General features: G+C 54.9%; 19 protein-coding genes. 11 read left to right on the top strand and 8 right to left on the bottom strand.

Annotation, left to right across the window (positions count from 1 at the left end):
- Window positions 1-28: 28 nt before the first annotated feature.
- From QZ170_RS03380 to QZ170_RS03405, 6 genes are all read right to left on the bottom strand, one after another.
- Window positions 29-2,785 carry a DEAD/DEAH box helicase family protein gene (locus QZ170_RS03380; RefSeq protein WP_297177082.1) on the bottom strand — a complete coding sequence of 919 codons (2,757 nt, stop codon included), beginning with the start codon at window positions 2,783-2,785 and terminating at the stop codon, window positions 29-31.
- Window positions 2,786-2,790: 5 nt separating this feature from the next.
- On the bottom strand, window positions 2,791-4,422 hold the full coding sequence (locus QZ170_RS03385) for a site-specific DNA-methyltransferase (protein ID WP_297177085.1): 1,632 nt from the start codon (window positions 4,420-4,422) through the stop codon (window positions 2,791-2,793).
- Window positions 4,423-4,428: 6 nt separating this feature from the next.
- The gene (locus QZ170_RS03390) at window positions 4,429-5,976 is read right to left on the bottom strand and encodes an RNA-binding domain-containing protein (protein WP_297177088.1); all 1,548 of its coding nucleotides are present in this window, start codon (window positions 5,974-5,976) and stop codon (window positions 4,429-4,431) included.
- A 13-nt stretch (window positions 5,977-5,989) separates the two neighbouring features.
- Window positions 5,990-8,896, bottom strand: a complete 2,907-nt coding sequence (locus QZ170_RS03395; RefSeq protein WP_297177091.1) for an SNF2-related protein — start codon at window positions 8,894-8,896, stop codon at window positions 5,990-5,992.
- A 336-nt stretch (window positions 8,897-9,232) separates the two neighbouring features.
- Complete coding sequence (locus tag QZ170_RS03400; protein ID WP_297177094.1) at window positions 9,233-9,661, bottom strand: hypothetical protein; 429 nt, start codon at window positions 9,659-9,661, stop codon at window positions 9,233-9,235.
- Window positions 9,662-9,687: 26 nt separating this feature from the next.
- The gene (locus tag QZ170_RS03405; RefSeq protein ID WP_297177097.1) at window positions 9,688-11,295 is read right to left on the bottom strand and encodes a hypothetical protein; all 1,608 of its coding nucleotides are present in this window, start codon (window positions 11,293-11,295) and stop codon (window positions 9,688-9,690) included.
- Between the two features lie 530 nt (window positions 11,296-11,825).
- Here QZ170_RS03405 and QZ170_RS03410 point away from each other — a divergent pair.
- From QZ170_RS03410 to QZ170_RS03435, 6 genes are all read left to right on the top strand, one after another.
- Complete coding sequence (locus tag QZ170_RS03410; protein WP_297177100.1) at window positions 11,826-12,701, top strand: copper resistance protein NlpE N-terminal domain-containing protein; 876 nt, start codon at window positions 11,826-11,828, stop codon at window positions 12,699-12,701.
- Between the two features lie 486 nt (window positions 12,702-13,187).
- Window positions 13,188-14,069, top strand: coding sequence for a hypothetical protein (locus QZ170_RS03415; RefSeq protein ID WP_297177103.1), 882 nt, complete (start codon window positions 13,188-13,190; stop codon window positions 14,067-14,069).
- A 12-nt stretch (window positions 14,070-14,081) separates the two neighbouring features.
- Window positions 14,082-14,993: a hypothetical protein gene (locus QZ170_RS03420; RefSeq protein ID WP_297177106.1), complete on the top strand. Its 912-nt coding sequence runs from the start codon at window positions 14,082-14,084 to the stop codon at window positions 14,991-14,993.
- Between the two features lie 447 nt (window positions 14,994-15,440).
- Window positions 15,441-17,063, top strand: coding sequence for a CTP synthase (locus QZ170_RS03425; protein ID WP_297177108.1), 1,623 nt, complete (start codon window positions 15,441-15,443; stop codon window positions 17,061-17,063).
- 85 nt (window positions 17,064-17,148) lie between these two features.
- Window positions 17,149-19,035 (top strand): membrane protein insertase YidC, encoded by a 1,887-nt coding sequence (yidC, locus tag QZ170_RS03430; RefSeq protein WP_297177112.1) that lies wholly within the window; start codon window positions 17,149-17,151, stop codon window positions 19,033-19,035.
- Window positions 19,036-19,172: 137 nt separating this feature from the next.
- Window positions 19,173-21,053, top strand: coding sequence for an amidophosphoribosyltransferase (locus QZ170_RS03435; RefSeq protein ID WP_297177114.1), 1,881 nt, complete (start codon window positions 19,173-19,175; stop codon window positions 21,051-21,053).
- 557 nt (window positions 21,054-21,610) lie between these two features.
- On the opposite strand, the gene QZ170_RS03440 is transcribed toward QZ170_RS03435, so the two are convergent.
- A complete protein-coding gene (locus tag QZ170_RS03440) occupies window positions 21,611-22,150 on the bottom strand; it encodes an HD domain-containing protein (RefSeq protein WP_297177116.1) in 540 nt (179 codons plus the stop codon).
- Entirely contained in the window at window positions 22,147-22,710 is a 564-nt protein-coding gene (locus QZ170_RS03445) for a CvpA family protein (RefSeq protein ID WP_297177119.1), read from the bottom strand. Before QZ170_RS03445 ends, QZ170_RS03440 begins: the two co-directional genes overlap by 4 nt.
- A gap of 603 nt (window positions 22,711-23,313) precedes the next feature.
- On the opposite strand from QZ170_RS03445, the gene QZ170_RS03450 reads away from it, so the two are divergent.
- Genes QZ170_RS03450 through QZ170_RS03470 form a run of 5 tightly spaced genes read left to right on the top strand, consistent with a single transcriptional unit; the run spans window position 23,314 to window position 26,890 of the window.
- Window positions 23,314-24,186, top strand: coding sequence for an RsiV family protein (locus QZ170_RS03450; RefSeq protein WP_297177123.1), 873 nt, complete (start codon window positions 23,314-23,316; stop codon window positions 24,184-24,186).
- Between the two features lie 19 nt (window positions 24,187-24,205).
- A complete protein-coding gene (gene rsmG / locus QZ170_RS03455; protein WP_297177125.1) occupies window positions 24,206-24,826 on the top strand; it encodes a 16S rRNA (guanine(527)-N(7))-methyltransferase RsmG in 621 nt (206 codons plus the stop codon).
- 34 nt (window positions 24,827-24,860) lie between these two features.
- Complete coding sequence (locus QZ170_RS03460) at window positions 24,861-25,403, top strand: RNA methyltransferase (RefSeq protein ID WP_297177128.1); 543 nt, start codon at window positions 24,861-24,863, stop codon at window positions 25,401-25,403.
- On the top strand, window positions 25,400-26,086 hold the full coding sequence (gene mnmD / locus QZ170_RS03465; RefSeq protein WP_297177130.1) for a tRNA (5-methylaminomethyl-2-thiouridine)(34)-methyltransferase MnmD: 687 nt from the start codon (window positions 25,400-25,402) through the stop codon (window positions 26,084-26,086). Before QZ170_RS03460 ends, mnmD begins: the two co-directional genes overlap by 4 nt.
- Before the next feature lie 27 nt (window positions 26,087-26,113).
- The gene (locus QZ170_RS03470) at window positions 26,114-26,890 is read left to right on the top strand and encodes a YaaA family protein (RefSeq protein ID WP_297177133.1); all 777 of its coding nucleotides are present in this window, start codon (window positions 26,114-26,116) and stop codon (window positions 26,888-26,890) included.
- Window positions 26,891-26,908: the final 18 nt, after the last annotated feature.

Raw genomic sequence — 26,908 nt, forward strand, 5'->3', positions numbered from 1 at the left:
TCAGTTGGGAGAGAGAGGATGTCGGAGCCTAGTTCCCGTTACTTAATGTTCGAATATAATTTATGGTGAATGTAGGCTCGACATGGAGGTGTGAGATGAGTAGATATTCCCAAGGCTTCCCTCCATGCTCTCGAGTGAAGTCTGACGCCAGACGACAGTAGAGTCGGGCTGCTTCTGTTTTCTCTTTCACATCTTCATTAGAGAGGTCTTTGTCTGCCTTAGTTTCTACTAGGTAGATGCAGTCCTTCGTTTCGACGACAAAGTCGGGCTCATAACGACGACTCTCACGTCCCCACATGATGTTGAATTGCTTGGGGGCTGGACGTAGCCATCTCAATACCTGATCATCATTCTCCAGAACTAGGGCAAAGATGCGCTCTGTATCGCTGTCGAAGCTGTAGCACTCGTGACAGGACTTCTGGAAGCCATGGTAGATGACGAGGCGTATCTGAGTCTTCGAGGGAGGAGGATCCTGTAGTGTCTTTCTCGGATAGTTGCTGCGCTCAGCGAGATTGATAGGTTCGATACGGGCAAAGGGGAGTATCTTGGCGTCTTCGTGGCCTCCCACCTCCACATGGAGATGCTCCTTCACCTGTTCATAGAGTCGCTTGGCTATGAGCTGACAGTTCTGGTCTAGTACACGTAGAGCCGTCCCTTCATCGCCTAGCTGGCTATACAGATGTGTTAGTACTTGGTTTACTACGGCTACGAGCTCCTCACGCATGACCTGATAGTCTAGGTCAGGCTCATTGAGGAGCGTTAGTAGGAGCTTCGTCTTCGCCCCCATTTGAGACCGACCACTGTCGATTACCTCAATGATCTCCTGTACTCCACTCTTGAGGTCCTGACGTACGATCTCCTCCTTACGTTCTCGGAAGTCAAAAGAGTCTCCAGAGAAGTCCACATCAAAAGCCTTTAGCCCATATGTTACCTCACTAGGGAGCACGCTGATACGTGGGATCTCGATGATGTTCTGCTTGAATTTAGTGGCTGTCTCGGTGACAAATTCCGGTGTGATAGTTTGCTTTATTTCGGAGCTAAAGAGACTCCCAATCAGCTCTGTCCGTTCCTGTGCAAGCTTCACGACGAGTTCACGATTCTCGGGGCTACGGACCAGCTCCTCTAGGGATGCGGACTGAGTCTGCTCCGCTGCTTGAGATAGTACTGCTTGTACGACCTCCGTAGCAGTAATGAGTGTAGTGAGCTCTTGTTTCTTTTGTTCGGTACTAGCTCGTCTGAGTTGGTCTCTGTATTGGGTGATAGAGGTATTCTGTGCCTCGAAGGTCTTGATACTTACCTGCCCATCGTTTGTTTTCTCAATATCAAGTTCTACGAAGGAGTCCTTCTGTAGGAGGCTGTCTTCCTTTTGTGCCTCCTCCACGATGCGGTTAAAGTTGTCGTGGGCGATGATGGTGAGGGTGTCGATGTCCTTCTTGCCAGTCCGTTTCCCGCCGAAGGGGAGACGTAGCCCCCGACCAATGGTCTGTTCGATGAGCGTCTTTGCATTTGCTGCCCGGAGGGGGATGATGGTATAGAGGTTCTTGACATCCCAGCCCTCGCCCAGCATATTCACGTGCACGACGATCTCGATCGTGTTCTCAGGTGCTTCGAGGGTTAGGAACTGCTGGGCAATATCATCTTCTTCCTTGGTACTGCTATCGATTTGTAGCACCTTGCCGCTGTAGCGACCCTGATAGAAGTCCTTACTCTCTAGGTAGTTCACAACCTCTGTAGCATGTGCTATGTCTCGGCAGGCCACCAGGACGAAGGGTTTGATGAGGGGTTGCTCATAGTTGTGTGCATAGAGCTCTAGCTCTGTGCATGTGTGCTGATGTACAGATAGTCCATCCTCGAGCATTACCCGGTCTAGCTCCTCTCTGGAGAGTCCTTCGCTTTCAAAATTCCTACGTGTGGCTACTGTAGGGATCTTTACATAGAGGCCATCCTTTAGGGCTTGGGCTAGGTTGTACTCATAGATGATGTTCTTAGCTGGCGTGAGGCTTTGCCCTCCCGCATTCTTTTTGTCCGAGTAGTTGTTCCATGGGGTCGCAGTGACCTCGATGCCGAGTATCGGGCGTAGCTCATCGATAGCCTTCTTGGAGGCCGGGGCATAGTAGCGGTGGGCTTCGTCCATGAGTATCACTAGGTCAGATAGGCTCGCTAGGTAGCTATAGTAGCTCTCTCCGATGTACTCGGATAGACGTTTCATCCGTGGTGGGATAGGTTGTCCCCCTTTCTGGCTAGCTTTGTTGTCCGAATTAAACTTGGCTATATTGAAGATGTTGATCTCTATACTCTCCTTGGAGAAGAGTCCCTGAGCTCCAGCCCCGAGGTAGTTCTCTCCCGTCACGATGCGAGGGGGCGTCGTCACATACTCCGACAGCCCTCGGAAGACATAGCCTGCATAGCCTGTGTCTCCGAAGTCCCGGAGTAGCTTCTCGTAGAGTGTGAGGTTGGGGGCTAGGATGAAGAAGTGCCGTAGCCCATATGCCTGGTGGAGGTAATAGATCGTAGCTGCCATGAGTCGGGTCTTCCCGATCCCTGTGGCTATGGAGCAGGTGAGAGAGGGGAAGGCGCGCTCCCAATCCTCGAGGCTTTCGGGGGCAACTGCTTTGGCCTTCGCGAGCTCTGCTTTGAGGAACCCTTCGGCCAGCTTCTCGTCCTCAGGTACCTTGGTGCGTGAGAGCTGATCGGTGATCTCTGCTATCTTCTCCAGTGCTGCCCCTAGGGGAGGACGTAGGGAGAGGCGAGCCTTGACGTTGTTTAATATAGACTTCTTGACCATAATATTTATGCGTGTTCTTCTGTGCTCTCAAAGCATTCCTCTTCCTCTTCTTTGCTCAGCTGGGGGACAATGTTTAGATTGTAGCCATTCGTGTCGGGACAGAATCTACAGCGATCGAGCAGTAGCTGAGGGATACGCTTGAGGGTGATACGTGTATCGAGGGTGTCTAGTCCTACCGAGTAGGAGGTACAGCAGATAAGGAGGCTCTCCTCCTGCCCCAGAGAGTCAGAAATATAGCTGAGCGTCTCCTGCGTGAGGTGCTGTGTGGTTGTGTAGATAAAGTCGCTCTCGGAGCTATACCCCTGCTTCCAGAAGGTCTCGCTGTCTGGGGCATAGGTGAACCCCTCATGTATCGCCATCGCAGCAGCCAGCATATCCCCATTGTAGTCAGGATTGATTACGGGGATACCCTCTTCATCCACTTTAATGAGGGTAGGGGCTAGCTCAAAGAAGCGATATCCTCCGCCTCCCTGCCATCCTACTGCCTTGGATATGCCTCCCTCATCCGTTCCATCGATGACTCTCTGTAGGCGTGTGGCACAGTGTGAGTAGGCATGGTCGCCCAGCTCGATGCCGATCCACCTGCGACCCATCTTGTGTGCCACCGCGGCTGTTGTACCTGAGCCCAGAAAACTGTCGAGGACGAGGTCACCCTCTTCAGATGCAAGTGTTAGAATACGCCCTATTAAACGCTCGGGTTTGGGGGTGTCAAAGACGTTATCCTTATTCAATGCTTTGACTTCCTTTTTCGCTTCTTGAGTGTCTCCCACCTCTATGCGCAACCATAAGGTCGTCGCAGTCACTCCCTCCTTAACCTCCGAGAGAAAACGTTTGATACGAGGTGTATTACCTCCATTCTCTCCAAACCAGATTCGATTATCTGCTACAAACTCAGCAAAACGTTCTCTCGTGAGTCTCCACGAGTAGCCTTCAGGTGGTAGGCAAACCCGTCCTGAGGGGGTGGTAATGGGATAAATATTGGACTCGACTGCAGGTCCCACGGATAAATCTCCTGATGTCCACGGACCTCTTGGGTCGTTGTCCGGGTTCTTGTACCTGCTATTAGCCTCCTCAGTACGAGGTAGTTTGTTCAGTGTAAAGCCCTCGCTGCTGCGTGCATAGATAAGTATCGCATCATGTGCACGAGATACTGTTTTCTTTAGGTTAATGGGAGCATATGATCGCTGCCAAATCACTTCATCAATGAAATTGGAGCGTCCGAATACTTCATCACACAAGACCTTTAGATAATGGCACTCATAGGCATCAATGCTTATCCAGATGCTACCATCTGGTGATAGTAGTTCTCTGAGCAACTCCAGTCGTTGCTTCATGAGCGAGAGCCAGAGGGAGTGCTCTACATTATCATCGTAGTGTTCAAAGGCAGATCCAGTATTATAGGGAGGATCGATGTAGATACACTTTACTTTTCCTCCATAGCCAGCTGCTAAGAGAGCCCTTAGTGCTAGGAGGTTATCTCCGTGGATGAGGAGATTACCAGCCTCGTCAGGTGCGAGGCTGATGGGGTGTATGCCATAGTGTAGCTCGGGGCACTCGAGTAGGATACGAGGCTCGAGGATATCTTCCTCTCCCTTCCCGACCCAGATAAGCTCTAGCTTTTGTTTGTTATTGTTCATCTCTTCCTATACGTGTTGGATATTTGCGATGAGTACTACCCATCGTCCTGTTTTCTTTGCTCCCTCTCGCTGGATGATCTTGGTGTCAATCAGTAGCTTGAGATCACGGGATATGGTCGCTGTAGATACCCCAAGGTGTACAGCGAGCTCCTTCCTGGGGATAGAGGGGTTGGTGACGAGTAGCTCAAGGAGCCTTGTGAGCCTCTGCTTTAATGTATCATTTAATGTATCATTTAATGTATCATTTAATGTGTCATTTAATGTCGCTAGGGGCGAGAGCGAAGTCTGTCCAACGAAGTCTGGATGGCAGGGGATCGTGATCAAAAAGTAGCTACGCTGGCTATCAGTTTCTATGGTTGCCCTTGGTGATCCATTCCGTCTGAGTTCATCCTGGATGGTGGGTATCCCTGTGGCACGTCCCTCAGAGAGCTTGAGTTCCTTGAGGAAGTCTCCCAGATGTCTATTCCGGTATCGTCGAGCCTGGAGGTGTCTGGCTTGTCTGAGGACACTATCTGAGATAGAACGGTCTGGCCCCGAATAGCTGAGGATAACGATCTCATGGGGTTGTATACGGATCTCGACAGGCTCTTGTTCCAGATAGTCTCGGTGATATAGAGCATTGACTACAGCCTCCTCGAGAGCTTGATAGGGATAGTTGAAGTATCGAACAGACTCTGCCCGATCCTTAGGCTTGAGTATTCGTTCCTTGATTACATTGACACGAAGATAGTCGAGGGTGGCACGGATCATTGTGGGTACGGATCCCGTGATCGGGGGCACCTCGATCATGTTGCTCGGATTCTGCTCTATTCCTTCGGGGAATATCACGATATCTATCTGTGTACGGGGAAAGAACTTCATGGGCTTCTCGCAGAACATCATTGCCGCTACGTTCTTTAGCCTTCGGTCTTCCGTTGGTCCCGTCCATAGGTTGAGCTGCTCTAGGGTTGTGCCTAGATCTTGCCTCTGCATCATGTCTGCTAGCTTACTACCTATGCGCCTGAGATAGTCTTGCACGAGTAGGGGAGATAGATCTTGTATCGAGATCTCCTTATTTGATCGGTCATCGAAGGGGATCCGATTGGCCATCGCTCTTAGCTCAGCTAGGGGCTCCCCCTTCGCCTCTATCGTGCTACTTTCAGCTCTGATGTAGGGTTTGGAGGGTGATCGATCATTGAGCACATCACTTCTCACTTCATAGGGACGGGCATCTCCAGAGGGCACCCAGATGACGAGTAGGGACTTCCCATCCACCTCCTCTACGGAGGTTCTAGGGAGATAAAAGGGGCTGATCTTATTGTTGTATCCGATCATTGACTTGAGGATCTTATCGATCTCCTCCTCGGGTATGCCCTGTATAGGGCGCTTGGCTACGCCGTGCTCCTCCTCTACACCGACGAGGATATATCCACCATTGATGTTATCAAAGTCATTGGCGAAGGCACATATGCTCTGATAGATCTTAGTCGGGTTCCACCCTCTCTTGAACTCGATGCGACTGCCTTCGATGAGGCGCTTCTGGAGGATCTCCTCTATATCGGTATGCACAGTCATTCTTCGGATGTTATTATCTGATTTTCCAGGGGAGTATGAATAGGGTGGTACGCTCTGTCCGCAGCTCGATGAGCTTCTCTAGGTCACTCATGAGCTGATCCTTCTGAGCCTCGATACGATCATCTGCCTCGAACTGCTCACTACGCTTGCGTCTCAGCTCCTTTTCGAGCTGCTGTACCTCACGTTCCATCAGCAGGCGTTCGGCTATTGTGTCTGCCTTGCGCATCTCGACTTTACGTAGGCGGATGGTCTGCTCGAGGTCTTTTCGCTCTTGCTCTAGCCCCGCCTTCATATCTTCTGCCCACATGTCGATCTTATCCATCTCTTCCTTGAAGAGCGTGAAAGCATCCTCCTTAGCTTTTTGGCTGGTGGTATCCACCTGTTGATCTTTGATCTCTTCTATCAGAGATGGTAGATGAGTCCGAGAGAGGCTTTCATAGAGCTCCATAGAGCTGGGGAGAGTCCATAGGTGGGACAGGATCTCGTCCTCGATTACGCGTCCATCACTCGTCACCATAGCCGTGATGAGCCGCTCCTGGCTATCAGCAGTATGTATGCTCAGGAGGTCTACCGATATGTAGCCTTGTTGTCCTACCAGTTCGGCTACGGGGCTGATATTCCTCCCTGAGTGAGAATAGTCTATTACCCAGCACTCCTGTAGTGAGGTGTCGAGCAGCTGCGCCTGCTGCATCACATACTGGGCTAGAGGGTGGTTCGCCCTGTAGAGCGAGCCCTGGGGCTCTGACCCTGTGTCGCCCTCTATCACTTCACGCCCCTTCCGCTCGAGCATATAGTAGTGCCCCGCATGAGCTACCTCGGAAATAGGTTCCCTCAGGGTGAAGCTATAGTCCTGTAGGGAGAAGTCCGCCTTGTCTCGTAGGATGAACTGGGTGAGTAGCCATAGTAGTTCTTCATAGCGCGCCAGTAGCCTCCGACTGCGCTCCTCACTATCTCGGAGGCGGCGGCGTACCTCATCGTCGAAGTGCTCGAGCAGGGTAGCTCGGGTCTGACGCATGCGCTCATCGATCTGAGGAGAGAGCTCAGATTTTAGCGTGTCGAAGGCCTTCTGGATCTCCTCCTCAGTACGACAGTTCTGATAGATCTGAGCGATGCGTTGCTCGAAGTCTGTCCCACTACTGATGCTACCTAAGACCTCGTCGCTAGCTCCAAAGACCCCATTGAAGAGTCGGAACTTCTCATCCAGGAGCTCGTAGACGCGGCGGTCTGCAGCGTTCGTCTTGTCTAGGAAGTTGATCACGACCACATCATGTCGCTGCCCATAGCGGTGGCATCGGCCTATGCGCTGCTCGATGCGCTGGGGATTCCAGGGAAGGTCATAGTTCACTACTAGAGAGCAGAACTGTAGGTTGATCCCCTCGGCAGCTGCCTCTGTGGCGATCATGATGGTCGCTTTGTGGCGGAAGTGGTCTACTAGAGCTGCTCGCATGTCGGCCTCCTTGACACCAGTCACCCGGTCTGTCTCAGCATGGATAGCCTTCCAGTCCTTGAGGATCTTTGCGCTTCGTGCGTCGGTGTTTGTCCCGCTGAAGGTCATCACCTGATCGGCATACCCGTGCTCGGAGAGTAGGCGAAAGAGATATTCCTGAGTACGGCGGCTCTCTGTGAAGATGAGGGCCTTGCGCTCTGCTCCGAGCTGGGAGAGTTGCTCGAAGCCTTGCTTGAGAGCCACCAGGAGCTGCTCGGCCTTGCTATTGTGCTCGATATTATGGGCGAGGGCCTGGCATTGGGCCAACCATTCACGCTCCTCACGGAGTAGGGCTATATCCTCCTCCGACATCTCTTGGGTCTCGGAGGATAGATCCTCGCTCTCCTCTGGATACTCCTCTAGTAGTAGCTGTATCCCCTCATAGTCCGAGGCGGTCTCAGCCAGCTCTTCCTCAGCAGAGGACAGTCTGTTATCTATACGACCGAGCAACGTGTCTAGTGTCCCCCCGATAGCATAGGAGGATGAGGCTAGGAGCTTGCGCAGGACGAGTGTGGTGAGTGTGCGTTGGCTTGCCTGGATAGAGTAGAGCTGTGGTCGTTGGAGATACTTAGTGACCATGTTATAGAGCTTGGTCTCCTCTTCAGAGGGGACAAACTCCTGAAGCATCGGTATACGCGCTGTGTAGCTGACGTACTCCAATACCTGTCTGCGGAGTGTACGCTGGCAGAGTGGTGCTAGACGCTTCTTGAGTTGGGCGAAGTCAGCCTCGGTAAGTGTCCCACTATAGCGTGCCTTGAAGCTTTTGAAGTCCCCGAAGACGTAGGGGTCAATGAAGCTCGTGAGCCCATAGAGTTCATACAGACTATTCTGTAGAGGAGTAGCGGTGAGCAGGACCTTTTTCTTCCCCTCTAAGGCTACCCGCAGGGTATTGCCTGTTCGGTTATCCTTGCGATAGACATTGCGTAGACGATGTGCTTCATCTAGTACGACGAGGTCAAACATCGCCTGCCTGAGGTAGGACTCGTTTCGGCGAGCAAAATCATAAGAGCATACAATGATCCTCTCTGACTCGAAGGGGTTACTCCTCCCTCTCTCCTTCTGTGCCTTGACCCCCTTCTTGTCCAAGATGAAGGCCGGTAGATAGAACTTATCCTCAAGTTCCTCTACCCACTGCTTCCGCAGATTGGCTGGTGCTATGATCAGGAGTCGGCGCTTGCGCTCAGCCCATTTCTGTGATAGGATGATACCAGCCTCGATGGTTTTCCCTAGTCCTACCTCATCGGCGAGTAAGGCTCCACTTGATAGGGGGGAGCGGAACGCGAAGAGTGCGCTCTCTACCTGATGAGGATTGAGATCGACCTTTGCATCCTGTAATGTCTGAGTAAGAGCATCTGGATCAGAAGAGGATCGCTTGCGCCTTATCTCTGTAGCGATATATAGGGCTTGAGGCCATGTTATCTGAGCATGTATCATACGACCTAGTGAGTCATTAGTGAATTTGGGCCCGAGGGGGCTTTGTCTAGGTCTTAGGTTTGCATATGATTGCCCATGCTCTCCTCCCTACACAATCTTTCTCTCCATCCCTGTCCTAGGTCTGATGTGCAAGCTCGCCTCTACCCCAATGTGATTATTTTGCAAAGTTACCTATATAACTCGGAAATGATAAATGTACGATAGGCTCTATAGCCGAGTAGGGTGCCGTCTCTCTCCTCCCTGCATGATCGATCCTACCCCAAGGGATAGGTATGAGGGGGATGAGCCCGTGGGCAGTGGCGTCGCCTAGAGGCCCAGGAGCTGTCCCGTCGTCGGCTACCTCATGAGGGCATTCTCTAGGGTGGTGTCTAGTGTGGGACGCTCGAGCTTCTTCCCTCGCCCGAAGCCAAAGCTATAGGTCACCGTCACACCGATATACCGACCCTCGGCTTGGCTGTAGCGTTGTTGGTCTAGACGATATGCCCCGTAGTCCATATAGGTATGAGTGGAGGCATACTGACGGAGGATGTTCCGGATCGTAAGGCCGATGTTCCAAGCTCCGTGGTGCCATCTGATCACCCCTCCGTAGGTGCTGGGGCTGTGGAGGTATAGGGGCTCTCTCGCATCAAGGGCAGTATAGGGGGCTGAGTAGTCCGCCCCTAGATACACACGGCCTATCAGGTAGGATAGGGATAGGTCAAGCCGTGCCACGTGCTGCCTTAGCTGGTAGCGTGAGGCATCTATGATATTATACTCATAGGTCATAGAGCCCCCTAGGGTCAAGCGCTTCCCTAGTAACGAGTAGCTCCCCGATAGAGAGAACATATTGCCGTAGAATCTCCCGTCGTTGGCTCGGGTACTGTAGATCCTCCTCGTGTCCGAATAGTAATGCCGGAGTTCGTTGTGGAGATAGATCGTGCTGCTATAGGCCAGCTCCATGCCGAGCAACCTATAGTACCGTTGTAGGCAGCTGTATTGCTCACGACCTTGATCGGGCGCAGGTATGGGTTCCCCACCTTGACCTCGAGGGCAGAGATGGGGATCGTCATTGCATTCTTGTTGGATGGATCGAAGAGTGTATGGGTGTATTGCCCGTTCAGGGAGATCGAGTGACTCGGGGAGAGGGTATAGTTCGCACCATAGAAGAGTACGGGATGTAGGTAGGTCGTCGGCTGGTGATTTAGTGTGATCCCCATGGAGGAGAGTCTTGCGGAGGCATAGTAGTAGAGCTTGTTGCCAATCGCTTGGCTTGCTTGGAGCAGTGCCATGCCCTCTCTGGTGGTGAGGCTTTGCTCCCCAGTACTTATGCCCGTATAGCTGTCTCGGTAGCTCTTGGTGCTGTACATGAGGCTGAGCGTGCAGGAGAGGCCACCCCTGAGCGTCTTGGTGTAGAGGGCATTGGCCGTATAGGTGAGGTTCTGCTCCGAGGCCTCTGTGGCGAAGCCCTGCTGTCGATCCTCCTGATAGCTACGGCTATGCCGATGGTGTCCGTATGATCCGTCTAGCGATAGGCTGACCGTCTGCTCCCGAGGGAGTGTAAGGCTGTAGTCTAGGTGGAGCGAGAGGGAGAGCCCTCGGGCTCGTGTGCTCGTGTGCTGGGTCGTGGAGCCTTGGTCCCGATAGTTCAGTAGGCTATGCCTTTCCTCCCGAGGAATACCGGTGCTAAGGAACTGGATGTAGCCACTCAGCGAGCTACTTGTCCCCGTGTGTGCGAGGACGAGCTTGGCGGCCTGTCTATCGCTCTGCTGAGTCGAGCCGAGGGTGGTCGTGTAGCGCTCCCTCGTCGTCCCGTCGTGTAGGTGGAAGGCCTCCGAGCCCTCCGTGTAGTCATGCTGTCTCTTCCAGTCATGGTGCAGGGTGAGGGAGAGGGTCAGCGAGCGTCTCGTGTAGTCCGCATAGGCTAGGTAATCCCCCTGCCTAGCCAGGAAGCCCTCTCGGAGGGAGGCATAGATGTTGCCCCCATAGTCGAGTGGGGTGGTGCATATATTGATTAGTCCAGCCCTACCGGTGTATCGTCCCGTAGGAGTCCTCGTGTATTCGATCTTCTGGATCGTGCTTGACCTGAGGGGTAGGAGGTCTTCTAGCTGAGCCTCCCGACCGTTGATACAGATCGCGACACTTCCCCCGAGTTGGGTGCTGATGGAGGGTGGGTAGAGGGTGACGGAGAGGCTGGGGATCTGTAGGGCACTCAGGAGCTCAAGGGCATTGGTCGTATGTGTCTTTAGGAGCTTAGAGGGCCAAAAGAGGGCTCGCTGAGGTGTCTCCATCTGAGCCTTGGCCTCGATGGCTACCTCGGGTAGGCTCTTCACCTGGAGCGTGTCGGGAATAGGCGGCTGAGCGACAGCGTAGCTAGCCACACTGATGATAGTATAGAGGATCAATAGAGGACGAATGCTCATACTCGTGTAGATATGGGGTGTGTACTTCTCCGTGGATGACCCTGTGGGGCAATGATCCCCCCAGCACCTCAAAGGTAAGGAAGATTTGGTTGGGGCAAGGGGTACCTGCTAGCGGATGATCGGGGGGACTCCCGAGGGCGAAGGTAACTCACTCTGTATCCACCTCTTCTGAGAGAGGGTGACGCTCTCGGTAAGAGCGCCTCTGCGCTCTCGGTAAGAGCGCTTTCACGCTCTCGGTATGATCGCAAGTGCGCTCTCGGTATGATCGCAAGGACGCTCTCGGTAAGAGCGTTTCCCCCCCCCTGGCATTAGGTGGCGGAGGCGGACATTTTTGCCCCTCTCTAGTCTGTAGTGTGAGAGGGTATATAGTGCTCTCGAAGAGGTCGTTAGGGTGGGGTGATTTTGGCTATTCTTCCGCTTTCATTCCTTGGGGCTCCGGCTTTCGGTCGGGGGACGGCTGGGGGAGACTTCTTGGGAGGTGTGGTATCTTTATTGTGGCTTTGGGATAGAGTAACGTGACGAAAATGAAGATGAAGGACATAGCTGTAATCCTAAAAGGAATCCTACCAATCGCCCTGTGTGCTCTCGGACTCTTCTCCTGTCGGGGAGGTGGGCAACAGCAGAGCTTGCAGGGACAAGGGCACACTGCGCTCTCTGTCTACCTAGGGGTGATCCCCAGTGCAGACTGTGCGGGGATCGAGGTCTCGCTCACGCTAGAGGACTCCACCCACGCCACCTATACACGTGACTATATCGGCTCGGATCGTACCCTCTCCGAGCAGGGTACATACATCGTCGAGGATAGCGTCCTGCAGCTGATGTTACCACACGATACCCTACGCTTCGCCCTTGCGGAGGAGCGCCTCATACTCCTCGCAGAGGACGGGGGGCAAGACCATGGCTCCCAGGGGGGACACAACGTCTTGTATAAGAGACGTACCTATGACTTTGTCGGCACATACGGCGCCTTCGATAGCATCGATGGCGAAAGAAAAGAGAAGACCCTCCTGATAACACCCGAAGAGGAGCAGTATCTGGTCTCGATAGTTGTCCCTAAGGCCGGAGGCAAGGGTCTCTCCTACTTCACCGAAGTAGGGACACTCCGCAATGATACACTCTTTGTCCCTCTTGCTCGGTCGGATGAGAGCGCCACGATGTGCATCGTGCCCAGTCACGACCAGCAGGGCGTCAAGGTCTCCACGACCAAGCCCGAGGATCGCCACGCCCTCACGTGGTACTGTGGCGGTGGATCAATGGCTGGGACTTACTACAAGCCTACCATCACGAAGAGTAGCATCGGGGGGATCACGAGCGAGATGACCATCGGAGATATCCTCAAGCGCATACCTGAGGCTCAGGTGAAGCGGATGGAGGAGCATGGAGCGGCCGCTGATGAGTCGTCGTAGATGCGATCCATGCGCACTTCGCTATCTCCAAGTCCAAGCTCCCTCCTACAGGGTGGGATAAGAAGGCGAAGCGTATAGATGCCTCACAAATACCCGATACGGCACAGGTCGATAGCTTCACCCTCTGGTGGGAGTAGCCTTCATCGTACTCCATAAATATATATAGGGTAGGGGCAGTCCCTCCCCCGTATATGCTCATGCACGTTACCCTAGAGAGGAGGTCAGGACGGGGCTAAATAGCACTACTCCCCTAGTATGTGAGACCGTTGTGTCGGATAGAATGCCGCCGAGGTAGATATTGATGTGATCCCCCTGAGGGTGCTTGCTTTTCGTCTAAGTAATATCTACATTTGTCATACTACTAAATTACTAACTATAAACAAGAAACAGGGCTCTCTATGAAGTACCTATACCTTGTCGCAAGATATAGCCTGATGCGTGTATCCATGGGCGGGTTACCCATACGAGACATTATTTCGTCGTGCCATGAATAAGATGAAGTCTACAATGGGGCTAGTCCTCATGCTCATCGTCTTCGCCACACTCAGCGCCGAGGCTCAGATCACGATGAGCCTAAGGGTCAGCTGGCGCACCGAGGTCAGCCCGCTGGATACATTGAGGCAACAGATCAACGTGCCCTACCTGCATGTAGTGTATCGAAATGACAGCGATACGAATTACTATCTGGTGCGGAGGGACAGGCCTAGATGGATCTTCCCTTACGTCGAGTTTTTGGATGAGGCGCAATGTTACTATTTAGATAATCATGATTTTGTACATGATAGAGAGACGGAAGCCTTACGGTTCAAAGTATACAGCGAGGCAGAGCGAGAGAAGAAGAAACATCAGGTCGTGCTCCACTCCGAATGCTGGGAGGTAGATCTGCGAGACGCCCGAGATGGATATAGGTATTCCACGGACGCTAAGCTGAACTGGAATGTATCCTTAAGCTCCCTTCAGTATATCCTGTGCTACCTCATGAAGCCAGGGACGAAGCCTTCTAGCCTTATGCTCTGGACGGGATACCACCGTGCAGAGAACTTCGTCTATTCTGTAGCCAAGGAGCCCTACAAGACCGACGGGATACTGCGCCTGCTGGAGGGGCGCCTAGCCTTCCTACCGGCTCGGAGCGAACGAGAGTATATCTACAGCCTACTGGCCTTTCGGATTGTACGAGGGCGCTTCCACTTTGTCATTCCGAACTGGGTGGCGAAGGATACGACTATCGCTAATGAGGCTCTAGGAATGGAGGGAGATCCGAATCCACTCTATAATGGGGAGTCCCAACTGCCTCTTCCCAAGCTCTATGAGGGCTACCAGCTCTATCTAGGTCGGGTGAAGGGATGCTCCCTTTGGATCGATATGTAAAATGAGGAGAAGATGGATACCATTATGCCACTGCTAAGGAGGCTCGTCCTCATTATCCTACTACTGTCGGCGGTGAGAGCCATCCAAGCCGAGGAGAGGGTCTCGGTACACTTCGAGGTGCGCTGGCATCGGGAGCGAAATCCGATGGATACGCTGAGGCGAGAGCTCAATGTGCCCTACCTACATGTGGTCTACCAGAACCACACGGATACGGCCTACTACCTCGTGCGCCAGGATCAGAGCAACTGGATCTTCCCTCGGCTACGCTACTACACGATGATCGAGGGCTATCCCCGGCGCGAACGAATAAGTGATACCCATTATGTGCCTAGGTGGTCTACTAATGCCCTCAGATTCTACAAGGAACGGGAACGAAGACACATGACCCATCAGGTGCTCGTGTGGGATCAGGCTTGGGTGGTCGATCTGGAGCCCTCCATCGTAGATGGTCTGCCCAAGCCGCGCCTTGACTATCAGTACCCTTATGCTAACTGGAGTGAGTGTGCTTATTACCTTCAGGGACATCTGTACTATCTGCTGACACCTCAGAGGGGGCACGATTGGTTTCAGGTCTCCTTCCTACCAGATCACGCGGCGCACTCCGTGGCGACAGAGGCTGTCGTGACGGAGGGTGAGCTACGTCCCTATGTGCATCGTCTGGCCTTCCTGCCTGCCCGCAGTCGGCGGGAGTACGTGTACAGTCTGCTGGCCTTTCGCCTCATCCGTGGGCGCTGGCACTTCATGCTCCCCGATTGGGAGGCGAGTGCACGACTACGGGATGAAGGTACTTCGCTGAATGTCTACTTGCTTCGAGACCAAGAGGCTCCGACCTCGCCACAAGGCTACGCCCTACCTGATCGCTACGAGGGCTACCAGCTCTATCAGGGGCTAGTGCGGGGCGACTCCATCTGGATCGAGATGTAGCGAGAACGAGTATCGGCTACTAAGTGCCCTCAGCAGATGCTAAGGCTCAGACTTAGTGTATAGAGGTGTGTGCTTGTAGCGTCCGCCCACACAAGGGGCGTGGACAGAGGGGGACGTAAGTCGCTACTCCCCATTGTCTGCTGAGTATTGCCCTCGTGTAGAACATAGCTAGTGGGGAGAGAGGGGATGTGTAGGTTAGGGAAAGTGTTAGTACCGTGCAAAGATGTATCTTTGTATGCGTAGCTTGGGGAGGGATGTTTGGAGTCTCCGCTCCCTAGGCTACTTTGCGTGACAACGATACAGCCCCAGTATCACCCTAATTAGACGAGCTCGGGTACTTGCTATAGCTTCCTCCTCCAGGGGGACGAGGTGGCAGAGATCCAGTCTGAGGGGGACGGAGGGCACAGCAACAGGGTACGTAGACAACATAGACATACACAGCGAGCAGTGGAAACAAAGTATATCTTCGTGACGGGAGGCGTCGTGTCCTCCCTCGGGAAGGGCATCGTAGCAGCCTCCCTCGGGAAGCTCCTTCAGGCACGTGGCTACAGCGTCACGATCCAAAAGTTTGACCCCTATATCAACATTGACCCAGGCACCCTCAACCCCTACGAGCACGGCGAGTGCTACGTGACCGATGATGGGCATGAGGCCGACCTCGACCTCGGGCACTATGAGCGTTTCCTCAACGTCGCTACCTCTCGAGCCAACAACATCACCACGGGACGTATCTATCAGAACGTCATCCGCAAGGAGCGCAAGGGCGACTACCTCGGCAAGACCGTACAGGTCATCCCCCATATCACCGATGAGATCAAGCGTAATGTCAAGCTCCTTGGGCTCAAGAAGCGTTACGACTTCGTCATCACCGAGATCGGGGGGACGGTAGGGGACATCGAGTCCCTTCCCTTCCTAGAGAGCGTCCGTCAGCTCAAGTGGGAGCTCGGGCAGAGCTGTCTCTGCCTGCACCTAACCTATGTCCCCTACATCGCTGCGGCCGGAGAGGTCAAGACCAAGCCGACCCAGCACTCCGTCAAGCAGCTCCAGGAGGTAGGTATCCAGCCCGACATCCTCGTCCTGCGTACCGAGCATAGCCTCGGCAGTGACATCCTGAGGAAGGTCGCCCTCTTCTGCAACGTCTCCCCAGAGTCCGTCGTGCAGAGCGTAGACGTCCCCACGATCTATCAGGTACCCCTAGCCCTGCAGGCTCAGCACCTAGACGAGATCGTGCTGAAGAAGTGTGGTATCACACCCGAGGGAACGCCCGAGCTCAAGCCCTGGAAGCACTTCCTCGCCCTACGTGAAGAGGCTACCGAGGAGGTACGCATCGCCCTCGTAGGGAAGTACGTGGAGCTCCAGGATGCCTACAAGTCCATCGACGAAGCTCTCCTACAGGCAGCGACCTACAACGGACGCAAGCTCCGCCTCATCTCTATCCACAGCGAGCGGATCACCCCATCCAATGTCGCCTCACTCCTAGAGGGGGTCGACGGAGTAGTGGTCGCCCCTGGCTTCGGGTCAAGAGGTGTGGATGGGAAGTTTGAGGCTCTGCGCTACGCCCGTGAGCAAGGTATCCCCACGCTAGGGATCTGTCTCGGGATGCAGTGTATGGTCATCGAGTTCGCCCGCAATGTGCTCGGCTGGAAGGATGCCCACACGACAGAGATCGACCCGACGACGACGCACAAGGTGGTAGACCTGATGGAGGAGCAGAAGAGTATCTCCGACCTCGGGGGCTCTATGCGCCTCGGGGGCTACGACTGTATCCTTCGTCCGGGCTCACGTATCGCCGAGGCCTACGGCAAGGACTTCATCCGGGAGCGCCACCGGCATCGCTTCGAGTTCAATAGCCAGTACCGTGACGACTATGAGCGTGCAGGTATGATCTGCGCCGGGGAGAACCCCGATACGGGTCTCGTAGAGACGGTAGAGATCCCCAGCCATCGCTGGTACGTGGGGGTACAGTTCCACCCCGAGTATCAGAGTACGGTACTGCACCCTAGCCCCCTCTTCATGGCCTTCGTCCGAGAGGCTATCCGCTATAGCCAGGAGAACCAAGACGCGTGCTAGGACATTATATACACTGTATAGTATAGCATCCGAGTGGAGCGGAGGCTGTGATAGCCTCCTCTCTCACTCGGTCAGTAAATGATAAATGGATAAGAATACAATCATTGGAGCCCTACTCATCGGTGCTGTACTGATAGGGTTCACACTCTTTCAGCAGTCGGGTCCACAGCCGCAGGCCACTCCTACGACGGATACGACTCAGGTGGTAGCCCAGAGTCAGCCTACTTCCCCAGCCACATGGTCGGGGGCAGATGGCTGTACGATCGACCACCCAGGGGACTCCGCCTCTGTAGTCGGCCCCGTACTCCCAGCCTACCTACAAGAGCGCCCCGAGCAGACTGTGGTACTGAAGAACAAGAAGCTCACCCTCAAGCTCTCCAACAAGGGCGGCTCTCCCGTAGAGGCTACGCTAGCCGACTACACCGACCAGCAGAAGAAGCCCGTACAGCTCTTCCGCCAAGGTGACGCTACCCTCAACCTCCCCCTACGTACGCTGGAAAATAAGATCGTCAATACCTCTACGGCCTACTTCGACGTCATCAGTCAGAGCGACAGTGCAGCTGTCCTACGTATGCAGATCGACTCGGTGGCCTACCTAGACTTTGCCTACACCCTGCGCCCCGACGACTACCGTGTGGGGCTCACGATCACGGGACACGAGCTACGTCGCCTACTACCCGTGAACATGACCACGCAGGACCTCGAGTGGCGACAGCGCATGCCCCAGCAGGAGCAGTCCTGGAAGTTCGAGGGGCAGTATAGCGGTATCTACTATCACTTCCCCAAGGGGGATGTAGAGCGTCTCGAGACGAGTAGTGAGAGTACCGAGGAAATCAAGGAGTCTCTCCAGTGGGTGGCCTTCAAGGATAAGTACTTCAGCTCGGTGCTGATCAACCAGCGCACGGGCTTCCAAAACAATACGCTGACACTCCAGGCAGAGAAGGAGGGTAGTGGCTATGTCCGCTCGTGCTCCCTCGCAGCCACCTTCCCGATGTCCGTCAAGGAGGAGGTGACGCAGGTACCCCTGACCTTCTTCTTTGGCCCTAATGACTACGAGCTCCTACAGCGCTATGACGCCGAGCTCTCGCAGAATGATGCCCCTCTGCAGCTAGACCACCTCGTCTATCTCGGTATGAGTGTCTTCCGCTGGATCAACAAGTACCTGATCATCCCGATCGTGACCTTCCTCTCGGGCTTCATCTCCAACTGGGGGATCATCATCCTACTGATGACGCTGATCATCAAGATCCTCCTATACCCCTTCACGCACAAGAGCTACCTCTCGCAGGCCAAGATGCGTGTCCTGAAGCCTCAGATCGATGAGATCAATGCTAAGTACCCCGGCAAGGATCAGGAGGCGATGATGAAGCGACAGACCGAGACGATGAACCTCTATCGCTCCGCAGGTGCTAGCCCGATGAGTGGCTGTCTACCTATGCTGCTGCAGATGCCCTTCCTCATCGCGCTGTACATGTACTTCCCGACCTCGATCCTGCTGCGTGGGCAGAGCTTCCTGTGGGCACAAGACCTATCGACCTATGATGCGATCATCTCGTGGGACTTCAATATCCCCCTTATCTCCTCCTTCCTGGGTAACCACCTGAGCCTCTTCTGCGTGCTGATGACAGTGACCAACGTCATCTATACACGCTACACGATGAGCCAGTCTCCTAGCTCCGCAGAGGGTATGGCTGGGATGAAGATGATGCCCTACATCATGTCGATCATGTTCTTCTTCATCTTCAATCAGAATGCCTCTGCGCTGAGCTACTACTACTTCGTCTCTACGCTGATCACCATCCTGCAGTATCTAGCCTTCCGCTGGACACTCAATGAGGAGAAGCTACTGCACGAACTCGAGGAGAACAAGAAGAAGCCCCGCAAGAAGTCCAAGTGGATGCAGCGCCTCGAGGAGGCTCAGCGTCTGCAGCAGGAGCAGCAGCGCAAGGCTCAGAAGAAGGGTAAGCGCTAGACTATACCCCCACTCACCCCCTATAGATAACGACTAAACAAGGATGCGCATCTCTCACTCCAAGGGTGCGCATCTTGCATTCGGATGATTCCCATTCCCCCTAGTAGACTATCCTATTTCCTCTTCCTAAGATACAAATGGAACCCCTCAAGCATGAATGTGGCGTGGCTATGATCCGCCTGCGTAAGCCCTTCAGCTACTACCAAGAGAAGTATGGTACGTGGATGTATGGGCTCAACAAGCTCTACCTCCTGATGGAGAAGCAGCACAACCGCGGGCAGGAGGGTGCAGGCCTAGCCGTCGTCAAGCTCCAGAGCGAGCCCGGTGACGAATACCTCTTCCGTGAGCGTGCCGAAGGCTCCTCTGCCATACAGGAGATCTTCAATGCCGTCCATGCCCAGCTCGCCCATGCACCTGCCGATAGCCTCGGCGACGTAGCCTATGCCGAGCGCAATCTCCCCTTCGCAGGCTCCTGCCTCATGGGGCACCTCCGCTATAGCACCACGGGCAAGAGCGGTCTGACCTATGTGCACCCGATGATACGCCGTAGTAACTGGCGTGCGAAGACGCTCTCGATCTGTGGAAACTTCAACCTCACGAACGTCTCTCAGGTCTTCGATGCCATTACCTCCGTAGGACAGCACCCTCGCCACGTCTCCGATATGCATATCCTGCTGGAGCAGATCGGGCATAGGCTGGATAGAGAGGTCGAGCGTCTCTTCATCGAGAGCAAGGGGCACGGCCTGCAGGGGATGGATATCACCCACTACATCGAGGAGCGTATGGATCTGGCCAACGTCCTGCGTCAGTGTGCCCCCCTCTGGGATGGTGGCTTCGTGATGTGCGGACAGACGGGTAGTGGGGAGAGCTATGCGATGAGAGACCCTTGGGGGATCCGTCCAGCCTTCTACTATGTAGATGACGAGATCGTCGTGCTGGCCTCCGAGCGTCCCGTCATACAGACGGTGATGAATATCACGAGTGACCGAGTGCAGGAGCTACACCCAGGGCAAGCCCTCCTCGTCAGTCGCTCTGCCGAGGTGCGCACGGAGCAGATCGTGGAGGCTAAGCCCAGCGCTGCCTGTAGCTTCGAGCGCATCTACTTCTCTCGTGGCAGTGACCGAGACATCTATCGGGAGCGCAAGGCCCTCGGGGAACACCTCACGCCCGCTATCCTCAGGGCAGTAGACGGAGACCTACAGCATACGGTCTTCTCCTTCATCCCCAATACTGCCGAGGTTGCCTATTATGGTATGGTCGAGGGGCTGGACAAGTACCTCACTGAGCAGAAGCTCCAGCAGATACAGTCCCAGCCCGACCTTAGTGAGGAGGCTCTGAGGACTATCCTTGCCCAGCGTGTACGCACCGAGAAGGTCGCCATCAAGGACATCAAGCTCCGTACCTTCATCTCCGAGGGCAAGAGCCGTAATGAGCTCGCAGCACACGTCTACGACATCACGTATGGGTCGGTGGAGCGAGGTGTAGATAGCCTAGTGGTCATCGATGATAGTATCGTGCGGGGTACGACCCTTCGGCAGAGCATCATCGGTATCCTGGATCGCCTCGGGCCTCGCAAGATCGTCATTGTCTCTAGCTGTCCACAGGTGCGCTACCCAGACTACTACGGGATCGACATGAGCAAGATGAAGGAGTTCATCGCCTTCCGTGCTGCCATAGCCCTCATTCGTGAGCGAGGGATGCAGCAGCTCCTAGATGAGCAGTACCAGAAGGCGCTCCAGCTAAGTCAGCTACCCGAGACGGAGTGGGTAGAGAATGTGGTGCAGGCTATCTATGCTCCCTTCACCCCCGAGGAGATCTCTGCCAAGATGGTAGAGCTTCTTCGCCCCGAGGGGACACGTGCCGAGGTGGAGCTCGTTTTCCAGAGTCTCGAGGGACTCCACGAGGCCATCCCACATCATCCAGGTGACTGGTATTTCTCGGGCTGCTATCCTACGGCTGGTGGCTCACACCTAGTCAATCGCGCTTTCATTGATTATATGGAGCAGGATCTAGGTTAGTGCCTAGTCGGCGAGTTCTCTAATCTCTTTATAGCCCCTGCCCTCAGAGTAATGAGGGTGGGGGCTTGCTTTATCTGAGGGTGGGGGATAGGGAGGAGCTTTGGACACTCTCCCATCAAGGAGGGAGAAGTCTACAAACCAATCTCTGAGTGCACGAAGATCCATCCGTGAGGGAGTGGAGACGCTTGTCCTGAGGGTAGGAATACCCATTTCCCGAGGAGGCTAAAAAGTAAGAAGGTCACCCGCTCCCACGCTATTGGGTAGAGGGTGACCTTCTCTGAAGGGGGGAGCCACGAGCAGATTAAGTGAAAACTCCGAAAAACAGGATTTGAGTTCCTCGATACCTTTGTAATCTACTGTATCCCCTGTCGCCAGGAGAACGTCCCTCGAGAGGGGCGTTGTAGCCCGCCATTAGCATCTCGGTTTGTCTCGGTTTTCAACTATAGTACGATGAGTTTCCCAACCGACATCGTGGCTCTGTTTCTTTCTATAGGCAAAGGTAGGCTTTATCGTGGAAGAATGCAAATAAATGCAGGGAAATCCTCCATCGGGCTAGTCTATTGTCCGAATAGCTCGTGTAGGAGCTCGAAGCGCCGCAGTGCCTCCTCGCCGTGCTTGGCGAAGCCCGAGCGTACCTTGTCGAGGCTCTTACGCTGTCCTAGCTTCGTCTTGGAGTAGAACTTGTCAGCGTAGCAGATGAGCTTCTCCTCTAGGCTCTCTGGGGTGTAGATCCCAGGGGGGAGGGCGATCCCCCGGCTATGTATCTCCTCCTCGGTCAGCCCGCTGCCCGTATGACGCTCGGCGACTAGGGCGTGGCGGGGGAGTCCTAGGCTCCTCAGGAGCTCTGCCCCGAGGTAGCCGTGTAGGATATAGGGGGCATCGCCGTGGCAATGGATCTCGGGGGCATTTGTCCTATAGATGCCTATATCGTGGAGCATAGCTGCCTCCTCGACGAAGGTGCGGTCGAGGTTCATCTCGGGGTGTCGGTCCACGAGCTCTAGGGCTAGACCAGTGACATCCTCGCTATGTAGGCGCAGGATGCGCTCTATGTCGCTACCCTCGGGGTAGTAGCGGTGAATCAGCTCTAGTGGGTTCATCGTCTGCGCTTCTGAGTGGGTGGGGGAGTAGGAGCTTCCTCGGGTTGCTTGGGCTCCTCGGGGAAGATGATAGTCTTTGCCTGCCGTATATCGCTGACGGCACGTATGAGGCAGGGGTAGAGGACGGAGGTCTGTCGGGTCGTGAGGGGCTCACCGCTCGAGGGCTTGAGTGGAGGTGTAGGGAAGATCCCCTCGAAGAGGAGACAGGCATAGCCCATCAGGTAGATCCCCACGAGTAGACCTAGTGCAAGGCCTAGTATGCGGTCGAGGATCCCCAGCAGTGTCCCCTTCGTCAGGGAGGAGAACCACCCCCCGAGCATACGGATCCCTAGGTATACGATGAGGAAGCCAAGGAGCGGGATGATGAAGCCCCATGCGCCCACAGGGTGCCCGAGGAGTCCCTCTAGTGCGGACTGAACCCATGGGGTCAGACGCCAGGACTCGCGGAAGGCAATGACGACGGCGGCCACCTGTACCACACGCTTCACCGCTCCACCGAAGAGCCCTGCGAGGGTGAAGAGGAGCACGGCTCCACCGAGGAATATATCTAGTTGGTTCATCTCTGTCTCGTAAGTACTTATTGCCTACAAAGGTAGCTTATCTCCCCCATATGGGGTCTCCGAGCTCCTGCCCTCAGCCCTCGGGGGGAGGGGACGAGGGGGAGGTCGTAGCCCCTAGGGCTGACGCATGATCTCGCTCGCATACTCCAGCCTTTGGGTCTTCGGGGATATTATTTCATATCCTAGAGAGCCTTAGCCCAACCCTAAAGATCCTAGGCATTATCCCCAAGAAACAGACCTACAAGAGAGCCCTACAGAGGATATACTTAGAGCGCACTTGTGTACACGCGTGTATACTGTTGTGTACACGTGGGTATACAATAGTGTACACACGTGTATACTCATCCCTCCTAGGTAGGAGGTATTCGCTGGGGATCTCTACACCTTGGACACGGATCCTTCTATCTTCGGCGTATACTCCTTGACGACCTTGCCCTCGCACTATGGTGATTTCTGTAGTGATTTCTGCGTCAGCCCTGGGGGGTAGCCCCTAGGGAGCGATACCCTTGGAGGGAAGTCGTGTATCGGAGTGAGGATGAGGAGGCTGTGTTTTAGGGAAAGGTGGTATCTTTGCCTTGCAACAATATTTAATCTCTACATAGGATGAACTACCGAATAGCTTTGGTCTCGACGCTTTTTGTGCTGGCGAGTCTGACGTTCTTTGCCTTGCCCTCCTGCTCATCGTGCTCCTCTCACTCGTCCGACTCCACGGCCTCTGGGGTAGGTGATAGCACGGGGACGGCTACCCTCGCGAGCCTGGACTCCATCGTCGTGGAGGGTACGTACTATGAAGACCAAAATAAGAAGAGTGGCCCTTCGCTCCATGCGAGCATCGTCTTCCGCTACCTCGCTGGAGACTCTACGCTGGAGCATCTATTCTCTCGAATAGCTTTCGGGGATCAGTATGCGAGCCTCTCCCCTCGTGCAGCTGTAGATGCCTACATCCGAGATATGAGTATCGAGTATACCATACAAGATGAGTCCACCGAGGAGATGTCCCAGGAGGACCTCAATGAGCTCAAGAGTGACCTACAGCTCTCTACCAAGGTAGACTATATCGACAGCCTAGTGATCAGTGTCCGCAAGGATCTGGCTGAGTACTATGCGGGTGCTGTGCATGGCAACTATGGGACGGGCTTCTACAATATTGACCGCCGCACGAAGACCCTCCTCAGGGAGAGTGACTACTTCGTCGAGGACTATGCAGCGCAGCTGATCAAGATCCTACAGCGCAGACTCCTCATTGGCTACAAGGTTAAGACCCTCGAGGAGCTAGAGGAGAAGGAGGGGATCTCAGCGGTGGACCTCACACCGAATGACAACTGCTCCATTGGCCCGAAGGGACTGACCTATATCTACAATCCCTACGAGATAGGCCCCTATGCCCTCGGGCAGGTCACGATCTTCGTCCCCTACGAGGATCTACAGCCGATCCTTCGCCCCGGCTCTATACTCTCCCATTACCTCCCTCACTAGCCCTACCCACATAGATCGGATGGATATCATCAAGAAGTACTTCCCCGCTCTGAGCCCAGAGCAGACCGAGCAGTTCGCCCAGCTCGATGCCCTTTACCGTGACTGGAATGCCAAGATCAACGTGATCTCCCGCCGAGACATCGACGGGCTCTATGAGCACCATGTCCTGCATTCCCTCGGGATCACGCAGATGATCCGCTTCAAGGCGGGCACTCGTATCCTCGACTTTGGCACGGGCGGGGGCTTCCCTGGGATCCCCTTGGCAATCCTTTTCCCCGAGTGCGAATTCCTACTGGTCGATAGTATTGGCAAGAAGGTGAAGGTCGCAGGGGCAGTGGCAGAGGCTCTTGGGCTAACGAATGTCCGTACGCTACATGGACGAGGGGAGGATGTACGGGAGACCTTTGACTTTGTCGTCAGTCGTGCTGTGATGCAGCTTGGCGAACTCGTCGGCTTCACCCAGCGCCTGATCCATCATGAGCACCGTAACGGGATGCCCAATGGGCTCATCTGTCTCAAGGGCGGGGAGCTACAGGCGGAGATCCGCCCCTACAAGCGGATCATCGAGGTGCAGGATCTCTATCCAACCTTCGAAGAGGAATACTTCAAGACGAAGAAGGTCATCTACCTCCCCCTCTAGCCCACGAGCCGAGGTATCCCCCTTAGACTTCGTGATGAAGAAGCGTACGATCACCGAGATGGAGCGACTCACGCTCCAGGACTTCCAGCGGAGCGATAAGCTCCCTATCCGTCTCGTGCTAGAGGATGTGAGGAGTATGAATAACCTAGGCTCCATCTTCCGCACTGCCGATGCCTTTCGTCTCGAGGGGCTGACTCTGTGTGGGATCACGGCACGCCCTCCACACCCAGATATTCATAAGACTGCCCTCGGGGCGGAGGAGAGTGTCGCTTGGCACTACGAGCCCTCCATCCTAGAGGCACTACGTGCTCTACGTGCAGAGGGCTATCACTTGCTCGCGCTAGAGCAGGTACACGATAGCCTAAGCCTAGAGACCTTCGTCCCTGATCCTGCGATGCGCTATGCTCTAGTCCTAGGCAATGAGGTGCACGGGGTGAGCGAAGCTGTGGTATCCGAGGTAGACCAATGTCTGGAGATCCCCCAGTATGGGACGAAGCACTCTCTGAATGTCAGTGTCGCCACTGGGATTGCCCTCTGGCAGATGGTCTCGCCCCTTCTCCCCTTGCTCGGCCGATGACGTACCTTCCTCCCGAGCTTCATGAGACCGAGGATGGGAGCTTGACGCTGTATACACCTACCTTCGGGGAGCACTACCACTCGACGCACGGAGCCGTGCAGGAGAGTCGCCATATCTATATGGGGCTTGCGCTACGGGGGAGGCTGGAGCGATGGGATCGGAGCAGTGGGCGAGTCCTAGAGGTGCTGGAGGTAGGCTTTGGTACGGGACTCAATGCCCTGCTGACGGCACTCCTTGCCGAGGAGCTCCATCAGCCTATCCACTACACGACCCTAGAGAAATACCCGATCGGCGAGGACGTCTACAGTCGTCTCTCCTATGACTTATCCACAGAGACACAGGGCGACACCCTCCTACGACTACTCCACAGTGCTCCTTGGGACGAAGATGTGCCACTGAGCCCGACCTTCACTCTGCACAAGGTACACACCGATCTCACGACCTATATACCCTCCGAGGGGATAGACGTCATCTACTACGATGCCTTCTCGCCCGAGGCTCAGCCCGAGCTATGGGACGAAGTCCTCTTCCAGCGCCTATACGCTGCCGCACATCCTGGGGCAATGCTCACCACCTACTGCGCTAAGGGGGAGGTGCGCCGACGCCTCCAGCGTGCAGGCTTCGCCGTAGAGCGTCTCGCAGGCCCTCCGGGCAAGCGTGAGGTGCTCCGTGCCACTAAGTAATCCTCACCCTTATCCACCGACTATCTTATGCTTATCCTCATATCCCCGGCGAAGACCTTCGCAGGAGCTAAGTCGCTATGTCCCGATGCTCCATCCTCCACTCCCCGCTTCCTCTCGGAGGCACATCAGATCATCGCCGAGAGCCTTCGCCTCTCAGCCCAAGAGCTGGGACGGGAGCTTGCCCTAAGCCCTCGCCTAAGGGACGAGGTCTATGCTCGGCAGAGAGCCTTCTTCGACGAAGGTGTAGTGGAGCGACCTGCCCTGCTGGCTTACTCGGGGATGGTCTACCGCAAGATAGCAGCGCAGACCTTCAGTGCCGAGGAGTGGCGGATGGCGGGCGAACGTCTTCGGATGACCTCCTTCGTCTATGGTCTGCTCCGACCGAGTGATCAGATACGTCCCTATCGGATGGAGGGGGGCATTCACCTACCCCTGTGTGGGGAGGGAGAGCGTCTCTTTGACTACTGGCGAGACCGCCTCACCCCGCTACTCATCGAGGAAGGCAAGCGACAGGGAGGCACGCTCCTCTATCTGGCGAGCGAGGAGATGCATCAGCTCTTTCACTGGGCGGAGGTGGAGCGACAGCTACGTGTCCTCTCCCCGACCTTCCTAACCGTACAGCCCGATGGTCGCCACAAACAGATCGTCGTCTATACCAAGATGGCTCGGGGAACACTCGCAGGCGAAGTGATCCGCCGAGGGCTCACCACCGAGGACGAGGTCAAGGCCTGTCGTCCCGAGGGCTTTTGTTTTGCACCCGAGCACTCCACCGAGCGGGACTGGACGTTTCTCCTCCCGCAGTAGTACTGAGGGGCGAGTGGA

The organism is uncultured Porphyromonas sp., assembly GCF_905372525.1.
Lineage (GTDB): Bacteria > Bacteroidota > Bacteroidia > Bacteroidales > Porphyromonadaceae > Porphyromonas.

Coding starts and splice junctions, on each gene's coding strand:
- QZ170_RS03420 (WP_297177106.1), top strand. CDS start 14,082: ATGGATACCATTATGCCACTGCTAAGGAGGCTCGTCCTCATTATCCTA.
- yidC (WP_297177112.1), top strand. CDS start 17,149: ATGGATAAGAATACAATCATTGGAGCCCTACTCATCGGTGCTGTACTG.
- QZ170_RS03440 (WP_297177116.1), bottom strand. CDS start 22,150: ATGAACCCACTAGAGCTGATTCACCGCTACTACCCCGAGGGTAGCGAC.
- QZ170_RS03470 (WP_297177133.1), top strand. CDS start 26,114: ATGCTTATCCTCATATCCCCGGCGAAGACCTTCGCAGGAGCTAAGTCG.
- QZ170_RS03450 (WP_297177123.1), top strand. CDS start 23,314: ATGAACTACCGAATAGCTTTGGTCTCGACGCTTTTTGTGCTGGCGAGT.
- QZ170_RS03435 (WP_297177114.1), top strand. CDS start 19,173: ATGGAACCCCTCAAGCATGAATGTGGCGTGGCTATGATCCGCCTGCGT.
- QZ170_RS03400 (WP_297177094.1), bottom strand. CDS start 9,661: ATGACCTATGAGTATAATATCATAGATGCCTCACGCTACCAGCTAAGG.
- QZ170_RS03385 (WP_297177085.1), bottom strand. CDS start 4,422: ATGAACAATAACAAACAAAAGCTAGAGCTTATCTGGGTCGGGAAGGGA.
- QZ170_RS03390 (WP_297177088.1), bottom strand. CDS start 5,976: ATGACTGTGCATACCGATATAGAGGAGATCCTCCAGAAGCGCCTCATC.
- QZ170_RS03395 (WP_297177091.1), bottom strand. CDS start 8,896: ATGATACATGCTCAGATAACATGGCCTCAAGCCCTATATATCGCTACA.
- QZ170_RS03405 (WP_297177097.1), bottom strand. CDS start 11,295: ATGAGCATTCGTCCTCTATTGATCCTCTATACTATCATCAGTGTGGCT.
- QZ170_RS03415 (WP_297177103.1), top strand. CDS start 13,188: ATGAATAAGATGAAGTCTACAATGGGGCTAGTCCTCATGCTCATCGTC.
- rsmG (WP_297177125.1), top strand. CDS start 24,206: ATGGATATCATCAAGAAGTACTTCCCCGCTCTGAGCCCAGAGCAGACC.
- QZ170_RS03410 (WP_297177100.1), top strand. CDS start 11,826: ATGAAGGACATAGCTGTAATCCTAAAAGGAATCCTACCAATCGCCCTG.
- QZ170_RS03380 (WP_297177082.1), bottom strand. CDS start 2,785: ATGGTCAAGAAGTCTATATTAAACAACGTCAAGGCTCGCCTCTCCCTA.
- QZ170_RS03460 (WP_297177128.1), top strand. CDS start 24,861: ATGAAGAAGCGTACGATCACCGAGATGGAGCGACTCACGCTCCAGGAC.
- QZ170_RS03445 (WP_297177119.1), bottom strand. CDS start 22,710: ATGAACCAACTAGATATATTCCTCGGTGGAGCCGTGCTCCTCTTCACC.
- mnmD (WP_297177130.1), top strand. CDS start 25,400: ATGACGTACCTTCCTCCCGAGCTTCATGAGACCGAGGATGGGAGCTTG.